A 16647-nucleotide genomic window follows, 5' to 3' on the forward strand; every position below is an offset into this window, starting at 1 on the left:
TTTCTAGTTGAGTACAGGTTTAACTTTAATGAGAATTTCACCATTATCAACAGTCAAACTTTCCGCTTTTACAGGAATTGGAAAATTGTTGAAGTCATAAATTTGAGTACTTTCTAACACATTAGATGTCATACCAGGAATTGTAGCACCATTTATGGTGAACTTTTTAGGTGAAAACAATAATGTATTGCCCTTTAATTCTAAATTCCCATCTAATTTAACATCTCCTTTAAACACCATGCCTACATTCATTTTACCGATTAGGCTGATATTATCTTTACTAATGTCAACTTGTACGTCTTGAATATCACTACCTGCTTCATTACTTAAGAAAGTCGCTAAATCAGCTTTATTAATAGTCCCATCAATACTAGCAGTCCCAACACTAACGATATCAATTTGTTGACTAGCTAATAAAGAAATTGGATTAACAAGAATTTGTTTAGCATCATATCGGAAGCTAGCAAAATTCAATTTACCCAGTTTAATATTCTCCAAAGTGCCATAAACACGATCCACCTCACCATATAAAATTTTGAAAGCAGGTTGAGCCTCAACATTTACTGTTTGAGCCGTTGGTTTCAATGTTTCATTTAATTGACTTTCAATACGAGAGCCAATAAAAGATGGTAATAAAAATTGGGATGCCACTACAAGAGCAATAATTAGCACTAATAGGAATAGTAAAAACTTTTTCATAGTATCTCCTAAATTGTTAAGTTAGCCTCTTTTTTTAAGAAACCTTCGATAAATGGGTCTAAGTTGCCATCCATAACAGCTTGAACATTACCAGTTTCTACACTAGTACGATGATCCTTAACAAGATTATATGGATGGAATACATAGGAACGAATTTGACTTCCCCACTCAATTGCTTGGTAGGTACCTCCAATCTGTTCTTTAAGTTCAGCTTGCTTTTCGAGCTCTAACTCAAATAGTTTCGCCCGTAACAAACGTAAAGCTTGTTCTCTATTCTGCATTTGAGAACGTTGTGTTTGGCATTGTACTACAATACCTGTCGGCTTATGTGTCATGCGAACAGCAGAATCGGTTTTATTAATATGCTGACCACCAGCGCCACTAGCACGATATGTATCAACTTGAACGTCTTTCATATCGATATTAATTTCCACAGTATCATCGATTTCAGGCATTACATCGACAGCAGCAAATGATGTGTGACGTCGAGCCGCAGCATCAAATGGTGAAATACGAACGAGACGATGTACACCTTTCTCAGACTTCAAGTAACCAAAGGCATTTTCACCTTTAACAAGGAATGTAGCAGATTTTATTCCTGCTTCATCACCAGGTTGTTCATCCATTAACTCGATGGAAAAGCCAGATTTTTCAGCCCAGCGCAAGTACATGCGAATTAACATAGAACACCAATCTTGTGCCTCAGTCCCACCAGCACCGGCATGAAATGTTAAAATAGCATTATTTGCATCATATTCACCACTTAACAATAAAAGTACTTCTTGCTTTTCCAAGGTTTCTTCTATTTGCTTAACATATTCCTTGATTTCACTCTCCATGGAGAGATCATCTTCATCTATAGCCATTTCAAGCATCACATTAGCATCTTCAATATCACTAACAAGTTGCTTATAGCTTTCTACAGCATTTTTTAATTGTGTGGCCTCTTGAGAAATCTCACGAGCTTTATCTGGATTATCCCAAAATGTAGGATCACTCATCTGTACATCAAGTGTAAATATTCGGTCTTCCTTTTGAGCGATGTTAAAGTGAATCCCTCATCCCATAAATACGTTCTTCTAAATTAGAAATAATCGGTTTTAGATCTTCTAACAATTTATGTTCACCACCTTTAGTTAATTAGTCTATTACATCAATAAACTATTACCTTAACAAAATAGAAAAATGGCCGTTGCCCAGTGGAAATCCCTTTGAGCAACGTGCCATTCACAAATCTTAATCTATGTTTTGTGGCTCCAACACATCTTCATGATGGGATTGTGCACCTTCTAAGTGATCAACTGGTTCTTCGATTTCTTGAATCAATTGTGCACGAATTTTGTATAATGCCATGATTGTCTCATCTTGAATAGCTGCAATCATGTTTTGGAACATATCAAAAGCTTCAAACTTATATTCTACCAACGGATTCTTTTGACCATATGCACGAAGGCCAATACCTTCTCGTAACATATCCATATTATCCAAATGTTCCATCCATTTATTATCAACAACGCGCAACATAATCGCCTTTTCAAGTTGACTAAACATAGCCTCTCCAAGCATATCAACGCGATCTTGATACTCTTCATGAGCAATTTCTAATAAGCGTTCTAATAAGTCTTGACGACTATATTCTTCCATATCTTGAGAAGACATAATCTCTTCTGTTAAGAAATATTGACTTAAATGTTTATAGAGACCTTCATAATCCCATTCTTCTGGATAGAGCTTTTCATCAGCATAAGCATCTACAGATTCGGTAACAAGCTTGTCAATCATTTCATTAATTGTTTCACGCAAGGATTCGTTACGTAAAATACGGCGTCGTTGTTCGTATAATACTTCACGTTGTTGATTCATAACATCATCATACTCAAGTACATATTTACGAATATTATAGTTATGATCCTCTACTTTCTTTTGAGCACGTTCAATAGATTTAGTAATCAAAGAATGCTCGATAGGTTCATCCTCTTCCATACCAAGTTTATCCATGATACCTGTAATATTGTCAGCACCAAAGATACGCATTAAGTCATCTTCTAATGATAAGAAGAATTGAGAAGAACCAGGATCCCCTTGACGACCAGCACGTCCGCGTAATTGATTATCAATACGTCGGCTTTCATGGCGTTCTGTCCCCAAAATGGCTAACCCACCTAGTTCTGGCACACCTTCTCCAAGAGTAATATCAGTACCACGGCCAGCCATATTAGTAGCGATTGTTACCATTCCCATTTGGCCAGCAGCTGCAACGATTTCTGCTTCTTGTTCATGATGTTTAGCATTCAATACTTTATGAGGTACACCTGCACGCAACAACATATCTGAAAGTTCTTCAGACTGTGTAATAGATGTAGTACCAATCAAAATAGGTTGCCCTATTTGATGCCGTTCTACTGCATTACGTACTACGGCACGATATTTAGCAGCTTTAGTTTTAAAAATCTGATCTGGCAAATCCATCCGGATTAAAGGCTTATTCGGTGGAATTGGTATAACCTCTAATCCATAAATATCGATAAATTCTTTTTCTTCTGTTTTAGCAGTACCTGTCATACCTGCTAATTTATCATACATACGGAAATAGTTCTGGAATGTGACAGATGCTAAAGTTTGGCTTTCGCGTTCAACTTTCAAACCTTCTTTAGCCTCAATAGCCTGATGCAAACCATCAGAATAACGGCGTCCAAACATCAAACGACCCGTAAACTCATCGACGATAACAACTTCACCATCTTTAACCACATAATCAGTATCACGATGCATCATAGCATAAGCACGCAAAGAAGCACCAAGCAAATGATTCAACTCGATATTTTCTGCATCATATAGGTTTTCAACGCCAAGCATTTTTTCAACCTTTGCGATTCCAGAATCTGTAGGGGCAATAGTTTTTTGTTTTTCATCGATAACATAGTCTTCATCTTTTATAAGGTGAGGAACAATTTTAGCCAATTTATAATAATTATCAGTGGAACGTTGACCAGGGCCTGAGATAATTAATGGTGTTCTTGCTTCATCAATAAGAATGGAGTCTACTTCATCCACAATGGCATAATTCAATGGTCGTTGTACCATTTGAACAACATCGGTTACCATGTTATCCCGTAAATAGTCAAAACCAAACTCATTATTTGTACCATATGTAATATCACACGCATAGGCTTCTTTACGTTGATTAAAGTCAAGATTAGCCACAATAAGGCCCGTGGAAAGTCCTAAGAAATTATATAAACGTCCCATTTGCTCGCTATCACGAGTCGCCAAATAATCATTTACTGTTACAACGTGTACACCCTTACCGGTCAATGCATTCAAATATACAGGCAATGTAGCTACTAATGTTTTACCTTCACCAGTACGCATCTCAGCGATATTACCATTATGTAGGCAAATGCCCCCCATTAACTGTACATCGAAATGACGCATACCTAAAACACGTTTAGATGCTTCACGAACTACAGCAAATGCTTCTGGCAATAAGTCGTCTAACGTTTCCCCTTTTTGCAAACGACGTTTAAACTCATCAGTTTTTGCCACTAAGTTAGCATCACTTAATTTAATATAATTAGGTTCAATTTCATTAATATGATCTGCAATAGCACGCATTTTTTTAATTTCTTTTGCGTTATTATTGCCTAATAGCCTTTGTAAAAAGCTTAACAAACAAATCACTCCTCTACGGGACATCTTACATTATTTTATCTAACTTATTATAACGAAAAAGCCTTGAATAGTCAAAGAATTCAAGGCATTTCAAGATTATTTATAGTATTATTTTGGCAAAAAAGGTGGATGACTATTTTAAGTCATCCACCTTAATATAATAATCGGCTGATTTAAAGTAGAAAGGAGTTAGGATTAAGTTCAGCCGACATTATATATTATTGAAGTTCTGGCTCGATCAAACCATAGAAACCATCATGTCTACGATAAACAACGTTCATCGCTTCAGTTTCAGCATTAAAGAACATAAAGAAATCGTGACCAATAAGATTCATTTGTAAAATCGCTTCCTCAACATCCATAGGGCGCACAACAAAGTGTTTGCGTTTTACAACTTCAATAGTTTCTTCTTCCACAGGAGCTGCCAAAGCTTCAGGATGGAAAGCTTCTTGTTTTTTGAAACGTTTAGCCAAACGAGTTTTATATTTATGGATTTGGCGAACAATTTTATCCACTACTAAATCAATAGCTGCGTACATATCATCATTAGTTTCCACACCACGAAGAACGATTTTATCAACAAAACATGTAAGTTCAATTGTAGATTTATCTTTTACAACGGATAAAACCGCTTGTGCATTTAACTCATCATCGAAGTAACGAGTCAATTTACTTAATCTTTTTTCGATATATGCTCTTAAGGCATCTGTCACTTCAATGTTTTTTCCTCTAATTGCTACTTTCATAAGTCAACACCCTTTCTAAAAATCATCCACGAGATGCGAGTGTGTGGTATTATATAACCTTATCTCTCGTGTTATATTTAGTATTTCTACATCTAACTGTAAAACTCCTTCTTTTTTATGTAAAAATTTTATATTTTTTGTAGAATTATGTATAAAATGTATATAGAAAATCAAAAAACCCCGATAGTATATACTATCGGGGGCCAATTATATATTGTTTTTATAATTTTTTTGGTATGTAGTTACGCTTTAACAACGTTAGCGGCTTGAGGTCCACGGTTTCCATCAACAATCTCAAATTCTACATTTTGACCTTCAGTCAAAGATTTGAAACCTTCGTCTTGGATTGCAGAGTAGTGTACAAATACATCGCTACCGTCTTCACGTTCAATAAAACCATAACCTTTTTCTGCGCTGAACCATTTTACTTTACCTAACATGGTAACATCCTCCTAAAAAATATATATATTGTCTTACTGTCTTGCTCTATATGTGTATCATAACACAGCATGTATAAAATATCAAACAACAATATTTACATTTTTAATGAATATACAAACACTAGAAATAAGAATATCATTTGCTGTAAATCTCAAAAATCCCTATATCTATACATGTCATAAATAATTATATAAGCCCTATAAATTAATTGTATATTTTTATAATCATAAAAATATGTGAATTAAAAATTATTGTTTTTAAAAATGACTGTATAAATTATTGTTATATCACAAATATTTATAGCAATAATCGTATTTTTCAGATTAATCTACACTTTAAATCTTTATACAAACTCTTTATAATTAATAAATACAGCCTAAAGGTTATCAAATATATTAATAGATATTAAGCTATACATATATAATAAAAATTAATATAAATAAATAGGTTAAATTTAATGTAAAAAAACAGGAAGCAATTTCTAATTCTAGAATTTGCTTCCTATAATATCATTAATTAATCTATTAAAATTTTGTCTAAAAATGATTTTGTTCTTTCATTTGTAGGAGCATCGAATACGCGTTCAGGTGTATCATCTTCTAAAATCAAGCCACCATCAACAAATAAAACTCTATCCGCTACTTTTTTCGCAAAGCCCATTTCATGAGTAACGATGACCATCGTCATACCTTCCTCAGCTAAAGACTTCATTACATCTAGTACTTCACTAACCATTTCAGGATCAAGAGCTGAAGTAGGTTCATCAAAAAGCATTACTTTAGGTCTCATAGCTAAAGCACGAGCAATAGCAACACGCTGCTTTTGACCACCTGACAAAGAATCAGGATATGCATTGGCTTTATCCGCCAAACCTACTCGATCAAGTAAAGCTTGACCTATCTTCTTAGCCTCTTCCATAGATGTTTTACGAACCTTAGTTTGTGCTAAAGTAAGATTTTCCATAACCGTCATATGTGGGAATAGATTAAAGTTTTGGAATACCATTCCTACTTCAGCACGAACGTCATTTAACTTTTTCTTATCAGAAAGATCCATACCATCTACGATAACCTTACCAGATGTAGGTTCTTCTAAGTAGTTCATAGTGCGCAGTACCGTACTTTTACCAGAACCAGAAGGACCGATGATTACAACAACTTGACCTTGTTCAATATGTAAATTAATACCTTTTAGTACTTCATTTTTACCAAAAGATTTATGTACATTTTCTAATTTAATCATTTAATGCTATATTTCCTTTCAAGATATCCAACTAATTGTGAGATAGTCACTGTCATAATAAGGTAAATCACAGCAACCGTACCCCAGATTTCAAAGGATGCATAGGTTTTAGCAATGATTAATTGACCACGACGTGTCAACTCCTCGAAACCGATAACAGAAACTAAAGAGGAATCTTTCAACATGGCAATAAATTCATTCCCTAACGGAGGAATAATTGCTTTAAAAGCTTGAGGCATAATGATGTAACGCATAGTTTGTCCCCAAGTTAAACCAAGAGAACGACCGGCCTCCATTTGACCTTTATCAATAGATTGAATACCAGCACGGAAAATTTCAGATACATAAGCACCAGAGTTAATACTACATGCGGTAACAGCCGCAATATATGGATCAATCCGTTGACCTGTAATCATAGGCAAGGCAAAATAGATTAGGAAAATTTGCACCAGTAATGGTGTACCACGAATGATATCTACATAACATTTTGCAAGCAATCTAACTAATCTAAATTTAGATAAATTTGCTAAAGATACTAAAAGACCGATAAAAAAGCCACAACCTACAGACATGGCTGTAATTTCTACAGTCACTAGAGCACCTTGTAGCAAGAGCGGTAAATTATCCGCAATTAACCCCCAATTAAAACTCATAATCTCTCCTATTATTTAAATTCTAAAACTACTGGCATATCAGCAGGTGCATCTACATTAAACCATTTTTTATATAATGTATTAAATTCACCATCAGCCTTCATATCAGCAATTGCTTTATTGATTTCTTCTTGCAATGCTTTGTTATCCTTATTAATTGCTAAGCCCAAGTATTCTTTAGTATTTGGATATGCCATAAATTTAATATGTTGGTCAGGATGCTTAGTACTGTAATATTGAGCTACAGGTAAATCGATTACAGTTGCATCTACTCCACCATTTTGTAATTCTAACAAAGCTTCATTACTATGGTCAAATTCTTTTACAGTAGTACCTTCAATTTTATGAGCTAAATCTGCACCAGTAGTACCTAATTGGGCTGCAATTTTTTTACCCTTTAAGTCATCAAGAGAATTCACAGCCGTTCCATCTTTATATACTACTGCTAAGGCATTTTCATAATAAGGAGAAGAAAATAATACTTTTTCACTTCTCGCTTTTGTAATAGTCATACCAGATGCAGCAACATCAATATCATGTGTGTTCAAAGCTGGAATCAAAGCATCAAAAGCTACATTTTTTAGCTCTACATCTTTATTAATACGTTTACCGATCGCACGAATCAATTCAATATCAAAACCTGTATAATCTTGAGTTTTTTCATCTTTAAACTCAAATGGAACAAATGTAGCATTAGTGCCAACGATAAGTTTATTAGATGTAGGTTGATTAGAGGAACCACATCCACCAACTAAAGAAGCAGCCATCACTAACATACAACCGCCAAGAATTATTTTTTTTACTTTGCTATTTAACATATTATCAACCTCATTATTTTAACTTACTACTACTTTATAATAGTATATAGATTAAGTATAATTATGTCAATAATTTTGTATATAACTTTAGATATAATCGCAAAATCACTATATTTATATTTTAATTTTATGCATTATTTGTATAAATATTACGGCTATGTATAAAAACTTTCCCATAGTTAGTGGTTTTCTATAAATTTTATAATATACAACTGTATAAAAAAAGCACATGAGAAAAGCCTCATGTGCCCCTATACGGCTGACCTGGTCTTTGCCCCCACACTCGCCTGCTGGAAGGTTCGCTCATAAGTCCAAGACTCCCCACTACTACCTCTCTCGATTTTATCGGCAGGACTTACACCTAAGCCGCACCATGCTCACAACCCTTTGGGCTGCTTATGTGGATCGTTTTGCCTGCGACTAGCCTCGACTTTCAACCACAGACCCGTATAGACGTATTATAAAGAATAACAGTATTCATGTCTAGTTTTACTATTATTTTAAAAAATTTTGATTATATAGTTAAGTAGCCAAATATAATTTTTTTACCAAACATACTATCGCATAATTCTTAGAACAATGAGAATAAATTTTGCAACCCCTATTTGTTGATGTATAGAAAATTGGAATAGAAAACCTAAAATATTCTTCATAATATTTTAATATTTCTAAAATCACATTTTTTAAGTACCATATCTAGTGGATTCTTAAATTGTCAATTATTTTTTGTATGCCAAATATGAATACAACATATTTGTAAGAACATACGTATCATACACAAAAAATTATTTATGGTGTATAATTTGTATACTGTTAAATTAGAACGGCCTAAAGTTGTACGATATGAACATAAGTACGAGGGGTTGTACCATATGTTCAGTTTGTTAGTTAGAGGGGTTTATTATGTTTATGTTATCATTGATGCAACCATCAGGTTTGTATGAACTGGAGAAAGACAGTTTAGAAGCCATAAGCGCACAACTTTTACAGATGATACAAATGAAAAGCTATCATCTCTATACACATTCTATTCAGGTTTCAAACTATGCTGTTAGCATCGCAGCTAAAATGGGTTTACCATTAAATGAAATTGAACAGATTCGTCATGCAGCTTTACTTCATGACGTAGGTCTATTAATGGTACCTAATGCATTAATCCAAAAATCTCCATATCTTAATAAGCAAGAAATGTCTAAGTATAAACAACATGCTGCAAGTGGTGCCAATATGATTGAAAACTATCCTTGCTGCCAACAAATTTTACCTTATATTCGTTACCATCATGAAAAATGGGATGGCTCCGGTTATCCTAAACATCTACGTGGTGCCAATATTCCGTTAGGAGCTCGAATCATTGCTGTAGCAGATTACTATGATACAACAGTTAATCCTTCTACTGAATTTTGGGCTAAAACAAAAGCTAAAGCAAAAGAAGAACTTTTTAGTGCGTCTGGTTCTCTCTTTGATCCTGATGTAGTTAAAGCATTTATTGATGTGCTTGGCTAATATGAAATCAAATATTATATTCCTACATTTAGTAATAAAGATTAGAAACTACCACTAGCCAGCGTAAGGGCATCAACGCGTAGCGCTTTATGCTTTTGTAAGACTTTTGCTACAGCTTCAATTGTCGCACCTGTAGTATATATATCATCAACAATTAATATATTCTTATTGGTAAAATCAATATCCTTATAATCAGCACATATAACAAAGGCATCATCAATATTTTGATGTCTTTCTTTATTTGTTAATCTCCACATATCTCGAGAAGTATCAAACTTGTATATACAATCTAACCATTTAAATTTTTTTCTATCTATCTCCCATAAAGAATGAGCCCATTCAAGAAAGAATAAATCTACTTGATTATATCCTCTCTTAGCTTTTTTCTTTTCGCTAGATGGTACGGGAACAATATAATCATACATAATTTTACAATTACTGTTCACAATGTTAGACTCATTATATTTCATGTAAAAGTTGTACGATACTAAAAAAGGAGCGGCCCCTTTGGACTGCTCCTTTTTTTCATTAAATTTTACATCGTAAATCATAGACTTTAGACCACCACGATATTCGGCCAACACACATACATCATCTACATAGTGTAAAAATTTATGTGGTATATGACGAATATGTAATAAATCTGTAAAACAAGCTTTACACCAATCTCCTTGTGTTGCCACAGGTGCACCACAGTGAGGGCATACAGGTGGAAATAAGAAATCCCAAAGACTCATTACGAATCACATCTCCCTTGTAGTCGTTCTTTAAACAATGTGTAACGTTCATCGGCATTAACAGTACGCACAGCACGTTCAACTGCGCTCGTAGTACCAACGATGATTACTTTACGCTTTGCCCGTGTAACAGCAGTATACAACAAATTACGTTGTAACATGCCACCATAACGTGGAACAAATGGAATAATAACTACACCATACTCACTGCCTTGACTCTTATGAACTGTAATAGCATAAGCAGGCATAATCATATGTGCTTCATCGATAGGTAGACGAACCTCTTTATGGATAAATCGAATACAAATATCGGTCCGCGTAATAGCATAGATAACGCCAATTTCGCCATTAAACACTTCTAACTCATAATCATTGAGAATTTGAATAACCTTATCCCCAACGCGATACGTAATGCCATTGACACGAACTTCTCCCTTATAGCTGTCTGGAGGGTTTACGGCTTGTTGTACATATTGTGATATCAATGTACTACCTGCTTCACCACGGCGCATAGGAGAAATAATTTGAATATCTAATTCATCCTCTATCGTCTCTTGTTCACGTTTATATACATCAATGATGGCTTTCATCATCATATCATAAGATTTAACAGGAATAAAAGAAAACTCTTCGCTCACACCTTCCAGGTTAGGCATTTCACCACGGTTAATTGCGTAAGCACTTTCAACGATAGTATTACCAGAGCTTTGACGATAAATCTGATTAAGTCGTGTATAGGGCACACAATCACTATCTAATAAATCTTTTAATACGAACCCAGCACCTATAGGTGGTAATTGATCTACGTCACCCACAATAATGACATGGGCTTCCTTTGGAATAGCAGCCATCAAAGAATAGAATAAACGCACATTAAGCATAGATGCTTCATCGATGATAATGACATCTATATCTAGAGGATCATCTTCATTCTTTGTAAAGTCATAGGAGTCACTACCTTGAACAGGTACCAATAGACGATGAATTGTAGTAGCTTCAAACTCAGTGGCCTCGGTCAGACGCTTTGCAGCACGTCCCGTAGGAGCACAAAGTATAATGCGCCCCAATCCACCGAGTTGGAAACCTTTTACTAGCGCCTTGATGATAGTTGTTTTACCTGTACCAGGACCACCAGTTATAAGAGAAAACTTTTCAAAAAATGAGAGCTGTATAGCTTCTTTTTGAGCATCACCAAAAGTAATGTAGTTGTCTCGTTCAAACTTTTCAATAAAACTAGAAATATCTAATGCTATTGGATCAGCTTGTAATAGAAACTCACGAGTATAGTTGACCCCTTCCACTTCAGAAACATACATCTCTGGCGGATAGATATATAAGATATCTTCATAATACGTACTATACAGTGCACCTTGTTCCAGCAGGCTTTCAATAAAGTTCGCAATATCATCTACATCAGTTTGTAATAAATCGTCAAGTCGACCGATAAGTTGGTCTACTGGTAAACATGTATGACCTTGATTATCTAAACTACGTAGAATCCATTCTAAACCAGCCTCTAAACGGCGTGTATCACTACCATTAATACCAAGATGCTCTGCTAGTGTATCGGCCGTACCAAAGAGCATATCCGGTGCTACACGTAATAATGTATAAGGATTATCCTCTATAACTGCGACGGACTGCACACCATAATAGGTATATACAATACGACTCCATTTCGATGAAATGTGATGACTTTCAAAAAAATGATTTAAATCAGATAAAATACCTTCGCCAAGTAAGGTATTGAATAGCTCATCCTTAACACTCTTTCGGAGACCTGGAATATCTTTAATCTCTTCTGGACGTTCTTCCCGTAAAATTTCTAAAATACGAATACCGAAATACTCTAGTACCTTCTCTACGGATTTTTCACCAAAACCTTTTATTCCTAGATTCAACAAATAAGTCTTGGCAGCACCCATATTATCAGGTTTTAACTTTTCAACACTGCTCGCATCAAATTGGCGGCCGTACTTTTCATGTTCTACATAGCGGCCCCGTACTTCGATGTCTTCCCCTTCTTTAGGAGACTCAAATTTGCCAGTACAAGTAATGTATTCCTCATTATAATCTTTTAGGATAAACACGCAATATGTACGTTGTGTATTCTCATATATAGTTCGGTATACAAATCCTCGTATGGCGTCCATTATTTCTCCGTATTCGGCAAAGCTTCAATAATTTCTTGCACTGCATCGGTAATACTGCCTTCGTTACCAATTTTAATATGTGCTACTTCTTCATATAAAGGATATCGTTCTTCATATACATTAAAAATATATTCGATACTTTCTTTTACAAGCGGACGAATCTCCAAATCCAAATCATCTAAAATATGATTCACATCGCGATTAACAAATACAACAAGACCATTATTGCGCATCAATTTTACAGTTTTGTCATAGGTAACAGTACCGCCACCGGTAGCAATAACAGATGGTTTGTTATGAATTAATTCTTTAATTGTAGTATATTCATATTCACTAAAAGCATCTTTACCATCGTAAATATAGATATTTTGAACAGATTTACCCACTTTGTCTTGAATCGTTTGGTCTAAGTCAAAAAAATCTCGCCCCAACTCTTTAGCTAGAACCTTACCAACAGTAGTCTTACCTGCGCCAGGCATACCAATGAGAAAAATATGCTTATGCATGTGTTCTTTTAAGAACTCATTACTCATAGAAACGACGGTTTTTATATAATTTTCAACATAAGGTGCTAAAACTTTATCTTTACAATTTTGAGTATGTAAAGCAATGATACTTTCGTCCCGTTCTTCATCAATAAGTGGTAAATGATGTTCATCCTTATATTTACCAATTTCTTTAATCAATGTGAGTCGCTTTTCAAACTCCGTAACTAATACAGAATCAATACTATCTATCTGTTTTCGAGCTTCTTTAATATCCATGAGAACCCCCTTTTTATGCATTAGCTAAAATAGCTAGAGCCTGTTCTTCATCTACCTTCATTTGATCGATAAGGTCTTGTAAGTTATTAAATTTAACTTCTCCTCTAATATAAGAAATGAACTGTACAATCACTTCTTTTCCATATATATCCTGGTCAAAGTTAAAAACGTGTACTTCACATCTATGGTACTGATTTCTAAAGGTTGGATTATCTCCAATATTGCCTACCCCATCATACCAAATACCACCAATACATACACGATTAGCATAGACTCCATCTGGAGGTGTAGCCATTTCATTAGGAAGTAATAGATTTAATGTTGGAAATCCTAATGTGCGTCCCCGTTGATCACCTTTAATCACAGTTCCTTTAAACTGGAATGGCCTACCTAGCCAATGATTTGCATCCTCCAAACGTCCCTCATGAATAGCCTTTCTAATTTCTGTACTAGAAATAGGTGTACTACGACCATCACATGGCAGTAAAGGCTGTACAAGAACTCGTATATTCTTATCCGCTACCACTTTTTTCATATATTCTGGATTGCCAAGCCCCTTTGCACCAAATGTAAAGTTTTCACCAATTACAATAGCTTCCACATTCATATCATTGCAGAGATCATGTAAGAATTCATCTGCAGTCATTTTTAATAATGCTTCAGTCATAGGTAATCGTAAAATATAGTCAACTTTGAGCTCTTCTAGCACAGTATCCATAATCTCTTCTTGAATCACCCGTTTAGGTACTCGTTCTGGATGTAATATAGTCAACGGATGATGTTCAAAGGTAATGATAATACTTACGCCATTGACTGATGTAGCCTCTTCAACAGCCTTACGTATAACTCGTTGATGACCTCGATGAATGCCATCAAAGGTACCAAGGGCATATACTTTTGTATCTTTGATTTGGCGTAGTTCATCAAACGAATGTATTTGCTTCATACTTATCCTTCAATAAAAATATTTTTTTCCACCTTTAATGAGTGGTTTGTTCGTCTCATAATACCTATGAAACCAAGAGGTCCATAGGCTCTATAAAAATTATCTGGCTCGGTAAAAGAAAATTCCCTTTCAATAGGTAATTCCTTCCCTTGCACCATCATCCTTAATTGTACACTATTTACAGTCACTTTTGAAAGATGAGAAACCGCCGCATCCGTTGGTAACAAAAGGCTTTTACCATGTAGCATTATCTCTTCAGCCATCTTAGCGGAACCGATGTCAAAAGGCCCTACTTGAGTACGTGCCAAAGAAGTCATAGTGCCAGGAATACCTAAAGCAATACAAATATCGCGTAATAATGAGCGAATATAAGTCCCCCCTGTGCATGTCACGCGAACCGTGAAAAAAGGGAATCCATAAGCAATGAGCTCAATATTTTTAATATGAATTTGGCGTAATGGTAGCTCCACAGGAATACCTTTACGGGCATATTCATAAGCTCGAATGCCGTTTACTTTAATAGCTGAATACTTAGACGGTCTTTGGTCCTGAATACCTGCAAATTTTTTCAAGATACTAACCAGTTCTTCAAAGCTTGGTTTAACCATAGTTGCTGAGATCTCTGTAGATTGAATAGCTTGATTCAATACAACGCCATCACGCAATACCATATTAGTATCTGGCAATACAGTTTGTCCTGAGCTATCTTCAGTATCTGTAAAAGTACCCAATTTACATTCTGCTACATAAGTTTTATCAAAATCCTCGGTGTATTCTATAAGGCGAGTAGCCTTGCCAAGAAATACAGGCAATACACCATAAGCCATAGGATCTAATGTACCACTATGACCAATGCGCTTTTCTTTTAAAATACGACGACAAATAGCAACGGCATCATGACTCGTAATACCAGGAGGTTTTAAAAATGGTAAAATGCCATCCATTATTAAATCACCTCAATGAGAGCCTGTTTTGCTTCTTGTAACGGCAAATTAATAGTACACCCAGCAGCACGAATGTGACCACCTCCACCAAAATGGCTTGCTACAGCGTTCACATCAATACCTTTAGAACGTAAACTTACACGTGTTCTATTATCAGCTTCTGCTTTTAATAAAATTGCCACATCTACAGTATCAACATTTCTAATAATGTCTACAAAACCATCTGTATCATCGCCAAGAATATTCATGGTATCACGATTTAGCTCGATAGTGGCCACTGTATTATTTTTATGAAACTCGATAGTTTGCATAACTTGTTTTGTTAATTCTAAGCGACTGGCAGATACGGCTTCAATGGTTTCAGAAATAACATTTGGTCTAGCCCCTGCAGCTACACATTTAGCAGCCATCTCAAGGGTATTCGCCGTAGTATTACTAAACTTAAAGAAACCGCAGTCCGTAGCTATCGCCATATATAACGCGATACCCATAGACTCAGTGATAGGCCAATTCCATTTTGTACATAAGTCGGTAACAATTTCACCAGTAGCAGCAAAGTCAGGCTTTAAATATAGATGGTCCGCGAATTCTGTATTAGAAATATGGTGATCTATATTAAAAATAGGTGCACTCCAAAGTGCACCTACTTTGCCAATTCGCTCATACGTGCTAGCATCCAAAACCATAAGCATATCAATATCAACTGGATTAGTTTCAAAATACGCTACATCATGAATGTGGTCCGTATATCGTAAGAATGTGTACTTCTCAGGAACTACATCATCCACTACCATATATACAGTTTTACCTTGTCCTACAAGGGCTTCGTAAAAGGCTACCATGGACCCAATAGCATCACCATCAGGTCTAATATGGACGGTTAGCATAATAGAATTAGCTTCACACAGAGCCATATGTAATTGATTAATAGTAATCTTACTCATGTTCTGTATCCTTTTTGTTAATTTATTTCTTCATCCTTTTTGATTTCATTCAAAAGGGATTCAATATGCATGCTATAGTCTAAAGACGTATCCTTATCAAAGGTGATGGAAGGAATATGGCGTAATTTAAGTACTTTACCAAGCTCTGTACGAATATGACCTGCTGCATGCTTTAATGCGATAAGGGTATCTTCTTTTTCCTTATCGGAACCAAACAAGGAGACATAAATCGTAGCTTCACGTAAATCACCTGTTACATGAACATCGGTAATAGTAGTGAAGCCGATACGCGGATCTTTCAATCCGCGCATCAACATTTGACTTACCTCTTGTTTGATAAATTCTTGTAATTTTCTGACACGAACATCACTCATATAAACCT

Annotated in this window: 16 protein-coding genes; 1 reads left to right on the forward strand and 15 read right to left on the reverse strand. The window is 35.3% G+C overall.

Annotated elements, in window-relative coordinates; translation table 11 throughout:
• Positions 1-3: 3 nt before the first annotated feature.
• The 8 genes from FNLLGLLA_RS05670 to FNLLGLLA_RS05705 all read right to left on the reverse strand — a co-directional run bounded on the left by FNLLGLLA_RS05670 (position 4) and on the right by FNLLGLLA_RS05705 (position 8271).
• On the reverse strand, positions 4-699 hold the full coding sequence (locus FNLLGLLA_RS05670; RefSeq protein WP_156697504.1) for an LmeA family phospholipid-binding protein: 696 nt from the start codon (positions 697-699) through the stop codon (positions 4-6).
• An 8-nt stretch (positions 700-707) separates the two neighbouring features.
• Positions 708-1815, reverse strand: a protein-coding gene (gene prfB / locus FNLLGLLA_RS05675) for a peptide chain release factor 2 (protein ID WP_012864272.1) whose coding sequence is annotated in 2 segments (ribosomal slippage) — positions 708-1757 and positions 1759-1815 — 1107 coding nt in all. Because the reading frame shifts where the segments join, the coding sequence is not laid out codon by codon here.
• A gap of 120 nt (positions 1816-1935) precedes the next feature.
• On the reverse strand, positions 1936-4371 hold the full coding sequence (secA, locus tag FNLLGLLA_RS05680; RefSeq protein ID WP_012864271.1) for a preprotein translocase subunit SecA: 2436 nt from the start codon (positions 4369-4371) through the stop codon (positions 1936-1938).
• A gap of 218 nt (positions 4372-4589) precedes the next feature.
• Positions 4590-5117, reverse strand: a complete 528-nt coding sequence (gene hpf, locus FNLLGLLA_RS05685; RefSeq protein ID WP_101928219.1) for a ribosome hibernation-promoting factor, HPF/YfiA family — start codon at positions 5115-5117, stop codon at positions 4590-4592.
• Between the two features lie 242 nt (positions 5118-5359).
• Positions 5360-5557, reverse strand: a complete 198-nt coding sequence (locus tag FNLLGLLA_RS05690) for a cold shock domain-containing protein (protein ID WP_004693056.1) — start codon at positions 5555-5557, stop codon at positions 5360-5362.
• 517 nt (positions 5558-6074) lie between these two features.
• The gene (locus FNLLGLLA_RS05695) at positions 6075-6800 is read right to left on the reverse strand and encodes an amino acid ABC transporter ATP-binding protein (RefSeq protein WP_118091533.1); all 726 of its coding nucleotides are present in this window, start codon (positions 6798-6800) and stop codon (positions 6075-6077) included.
• Positions 6797-7453 carry an amino acid ABC transporter permease gene (locus FNLLGLLA_RS05700; RefSeq protein ID WP_004693053.1) on the reverse strand — a complete coding sequence of 219 codons (657 nt, stop codon included), beginning with the start codon at positions 7451-7453 and terminating at the stop codon, positions 6797-6799. Before FNLLGLLA_RS05700 ends, FNLLGLLA_RS05695 begins: the two co-directional genes overlap by 4 nt.
• 11 nt (positions 7454-7464) lie before the next feature.
• Positions 7465-8271, reverse strand: a complete 807-nt coding sequence (locus tag FNLLGLLA_RS05705; RefSeq protein WP_012864267.1) for a basic amino acid ABC transporter substrate-binding protein — start codon at positions 8269-8271, stop codon at positions 7465-7467.
• 903 nt (positions 8272-9174) lie between these two features.
• On the opposite strand from FNLLGLLA_RS05705, the gene FNLLGLLA_RS05710 reads away from it, so the two are divergent.
• Complete coding sequence (locus FNLLGLLA_RS05710) at positions 9175-9777, forward strand: HD-GYP domain-containing protein (RefSeq protein WP_004693025.1); 603 nt, start codon at positions 9175-9177, stop codon at positions 9775-9777.
• A 41-nt stretch (positions 9778-9818) separates the two neighbouring features.
• Here FNLLGLLA_RS05710 and FNLLGLLA_RS05715 read toward each other — a convergent pair whose 3' ends face one another.
• The 7 genes from FNLLGLLA_RS05715 to rbfA are packed head-to-tail and all read right to left on the reverse strand — an operon-like array spanning position 9819 to position 16639.
• On the reverse strand, positions 9819-10514 hold the full coding sequence (locus FNLLGLLA_RS05715) for a ComF family protein (RefSeq protein WP_156697503.1): 696 nt from the start codon (positions 10512-10514) through the stop codon (positions 9819-9821).
• Complete coding sequence (gene recD2, locus FNLLGLLA_RS05720) at positions 10514-12667, reverse strand: SF1B family DNA helicase RecD2 (protein ID WP_174892303.1); 2154 nt, start codon at positions 12665-12667, stop codon at positions 10514-10516. The genes FNLLGLLA_RS05715 and recD2 overlap by 1 nt, the downstream gene beginning before the upstream one ends.
• A complete protein-coding gene (locus tag FNLLGLLA_RS05725) occupies positions 12667-13431 on the reverse strand; it encodes a shikimate kinase (protein ID WP_174892304.1) in 765 nt (254 codons plus the stop codon). Before FNLLGLLA_RS05725 ends, recD2 begins: the two co-directional genes overlap by 1 nt.
• A gap of 13 nt (positions 13432-13444) precedes the next feature.
• The gene (locus FNLLGLLA_RS05730) at positions 13445-14377 is read right to left on the reverse strand and encodes a bifunctional riboflavin kinase/FAD synthetase (RefSeq protein WP_021148068.1); all 933 of its coding nucleotides are present in this window, start codon (positions 14375-14377) and stop codon (positions 13445-13447) included.
• A gap of 2 nt (positions 14378-14379) precedes the next feature.
• Positions 14380-15321, reverse strand: a complete 942-nt coding sequence (locus FNLLGLLA_RS05735; RefSeq protein ID WP_012864262.1) for a tRNA pseudouridine synthase B — start codon at positions 15319-15321, stop codon at positions 14380-14382.
• Positions 15322-15323: 2 nt separating this feature from the next.
• Complete coding sequence (locus FNLLGLLA_RS05740; RefSeq protein WP_174892305.1) at positions 15324-16265, reverse strand: DHH family phosphoesterase; 942 nt, start codon at positions 16263-16265, stop codon at positions 15324-15326.
• 17 nt (positions 16266-16282) lie between these two features.
• Positions 16283-16639, reverse strand: a complete 357-nt coding sequence (gene rbfA, locus FNLLGLLA_RS05745) for a 30S ribosome-binding factor RbfA (protein ID WP_004693011.1) — start codon at positions 16637-16639, stop codon at positions 16283-16285.
• Between the last annotated feature and the right edge of the window lie 8 nt (positions 16640-16647).

The organism is Veillonella parvula, from assembly GCF_902810435.1.
Classification (GTDB): Bacteria; Bacillota; Negativicutes; order Veillonellales; family Veillonellaceae; genus Veillonella.

Excerpts from the sequence above, each read along its gene's own strand:
- FNLLGLLA_RS05735 (WP_012864262.1), bottom strand. The coding sequence starts at position 15,321 with ATGGATGGCATTTTACCATTTTTAAAACCTCCTGGTATTACGAGTCAT.
- FNLLGLLA_RS05700 (WP_004693053.1), bottom strand. The coding sequence starts at position 7,453 with ATGAGTTTTAATTGGGGGTTAATTGCGGATAATTTACCGCTCTTGCTA.
- recD2 (WP_174892303.1), bottom strand. The coding sequence starts at position 12,667 with ATGGACGCCATACGAGGATTTGTATACCGAACTATATATGAGAATACA.
- FNLLGLLA_RS05670 (WP_156697504.1), bottom strand. The coding sequence starts at position 699 with ATGAAAAAGTTTTTACTATTCCTATTAGTGCTAATTATTGCTCTTGTA.
- FNLLGLLA_RS05740 (WP_174892305.1), bottom strand. The coding sequence starts at position 16,265 with ATGAGTAAGATTACTATTAATCAATTACATATGGCTCTGTGTGAAGCT.
- FNLLGLLA_RS05730 (WP_021148068.1), bottom strand. The coding sequence starts at position 14,377 with ATGAAGCAAATACATTCGTTTGATGAACTACGCCAAATCAAAGATACA.
- FNLLGLLA_RS05695 (WP_118091533.1), bottom strand. The coding sequence starts at position 6,800 with ATGATTAAATTAGAAAATGTACATAAATCTTTTGGTAAAAATGAAGTA.
- hpf (WP_101928219.1), bottom strand. The coding sequence starts at position 5,117 with ATGAAAGTAGCAATTAGAGGAAAAAACATTGAAGTGACAGATGCCTTA.
- rbfA (WP_004693011.1), bottom strand. The coding sequence starts at position 16,639 with ATGAGTGATGTTCGTGTCAGAAAATTACAAGAATTTATCAAACAAGAG.
- FNLLGLLA_RS05705 (WP_012864267.1), bottom strand. The coding sequence starts at position 8,271 with ATGTTAAATAGCAAAGTAAAAAAAATAATTCTTGGCGGTTGTATGTTA.
- FNLLGLLA_RS05725 (WP_174892304.1), bottom strand. The coding sequence starts at position 13,431 with ATGGATATTAAAGAAGCTCGAAAACAGATAGATAGTATTGATTCTGTA.
- FNLLGLLA_RS05715 (WP_156697503.1), bottom strand. The coding sequence starts at position 10,514 with ATGAGTCTTTGGGATTTCTTATTTCCACCTGTATGCCCTCACTGTGGT.
- FNLLGLLA_RS05710 (WP_004693025.1), top strand. The coding sequence starts at position 9,175 with ATGTTTATGTTATCATTGATGCAACCATCAGGTTTGTATGAACTGGAG.
- FNLLGLLA_RS05690 (WP_004693056.1), bottom strand. The coding sequence starts at position 5,557 with ATGTTAGGTAAAGTAAAATGGTTCAGCGCAGAAAAAGGTTATGGTTTT.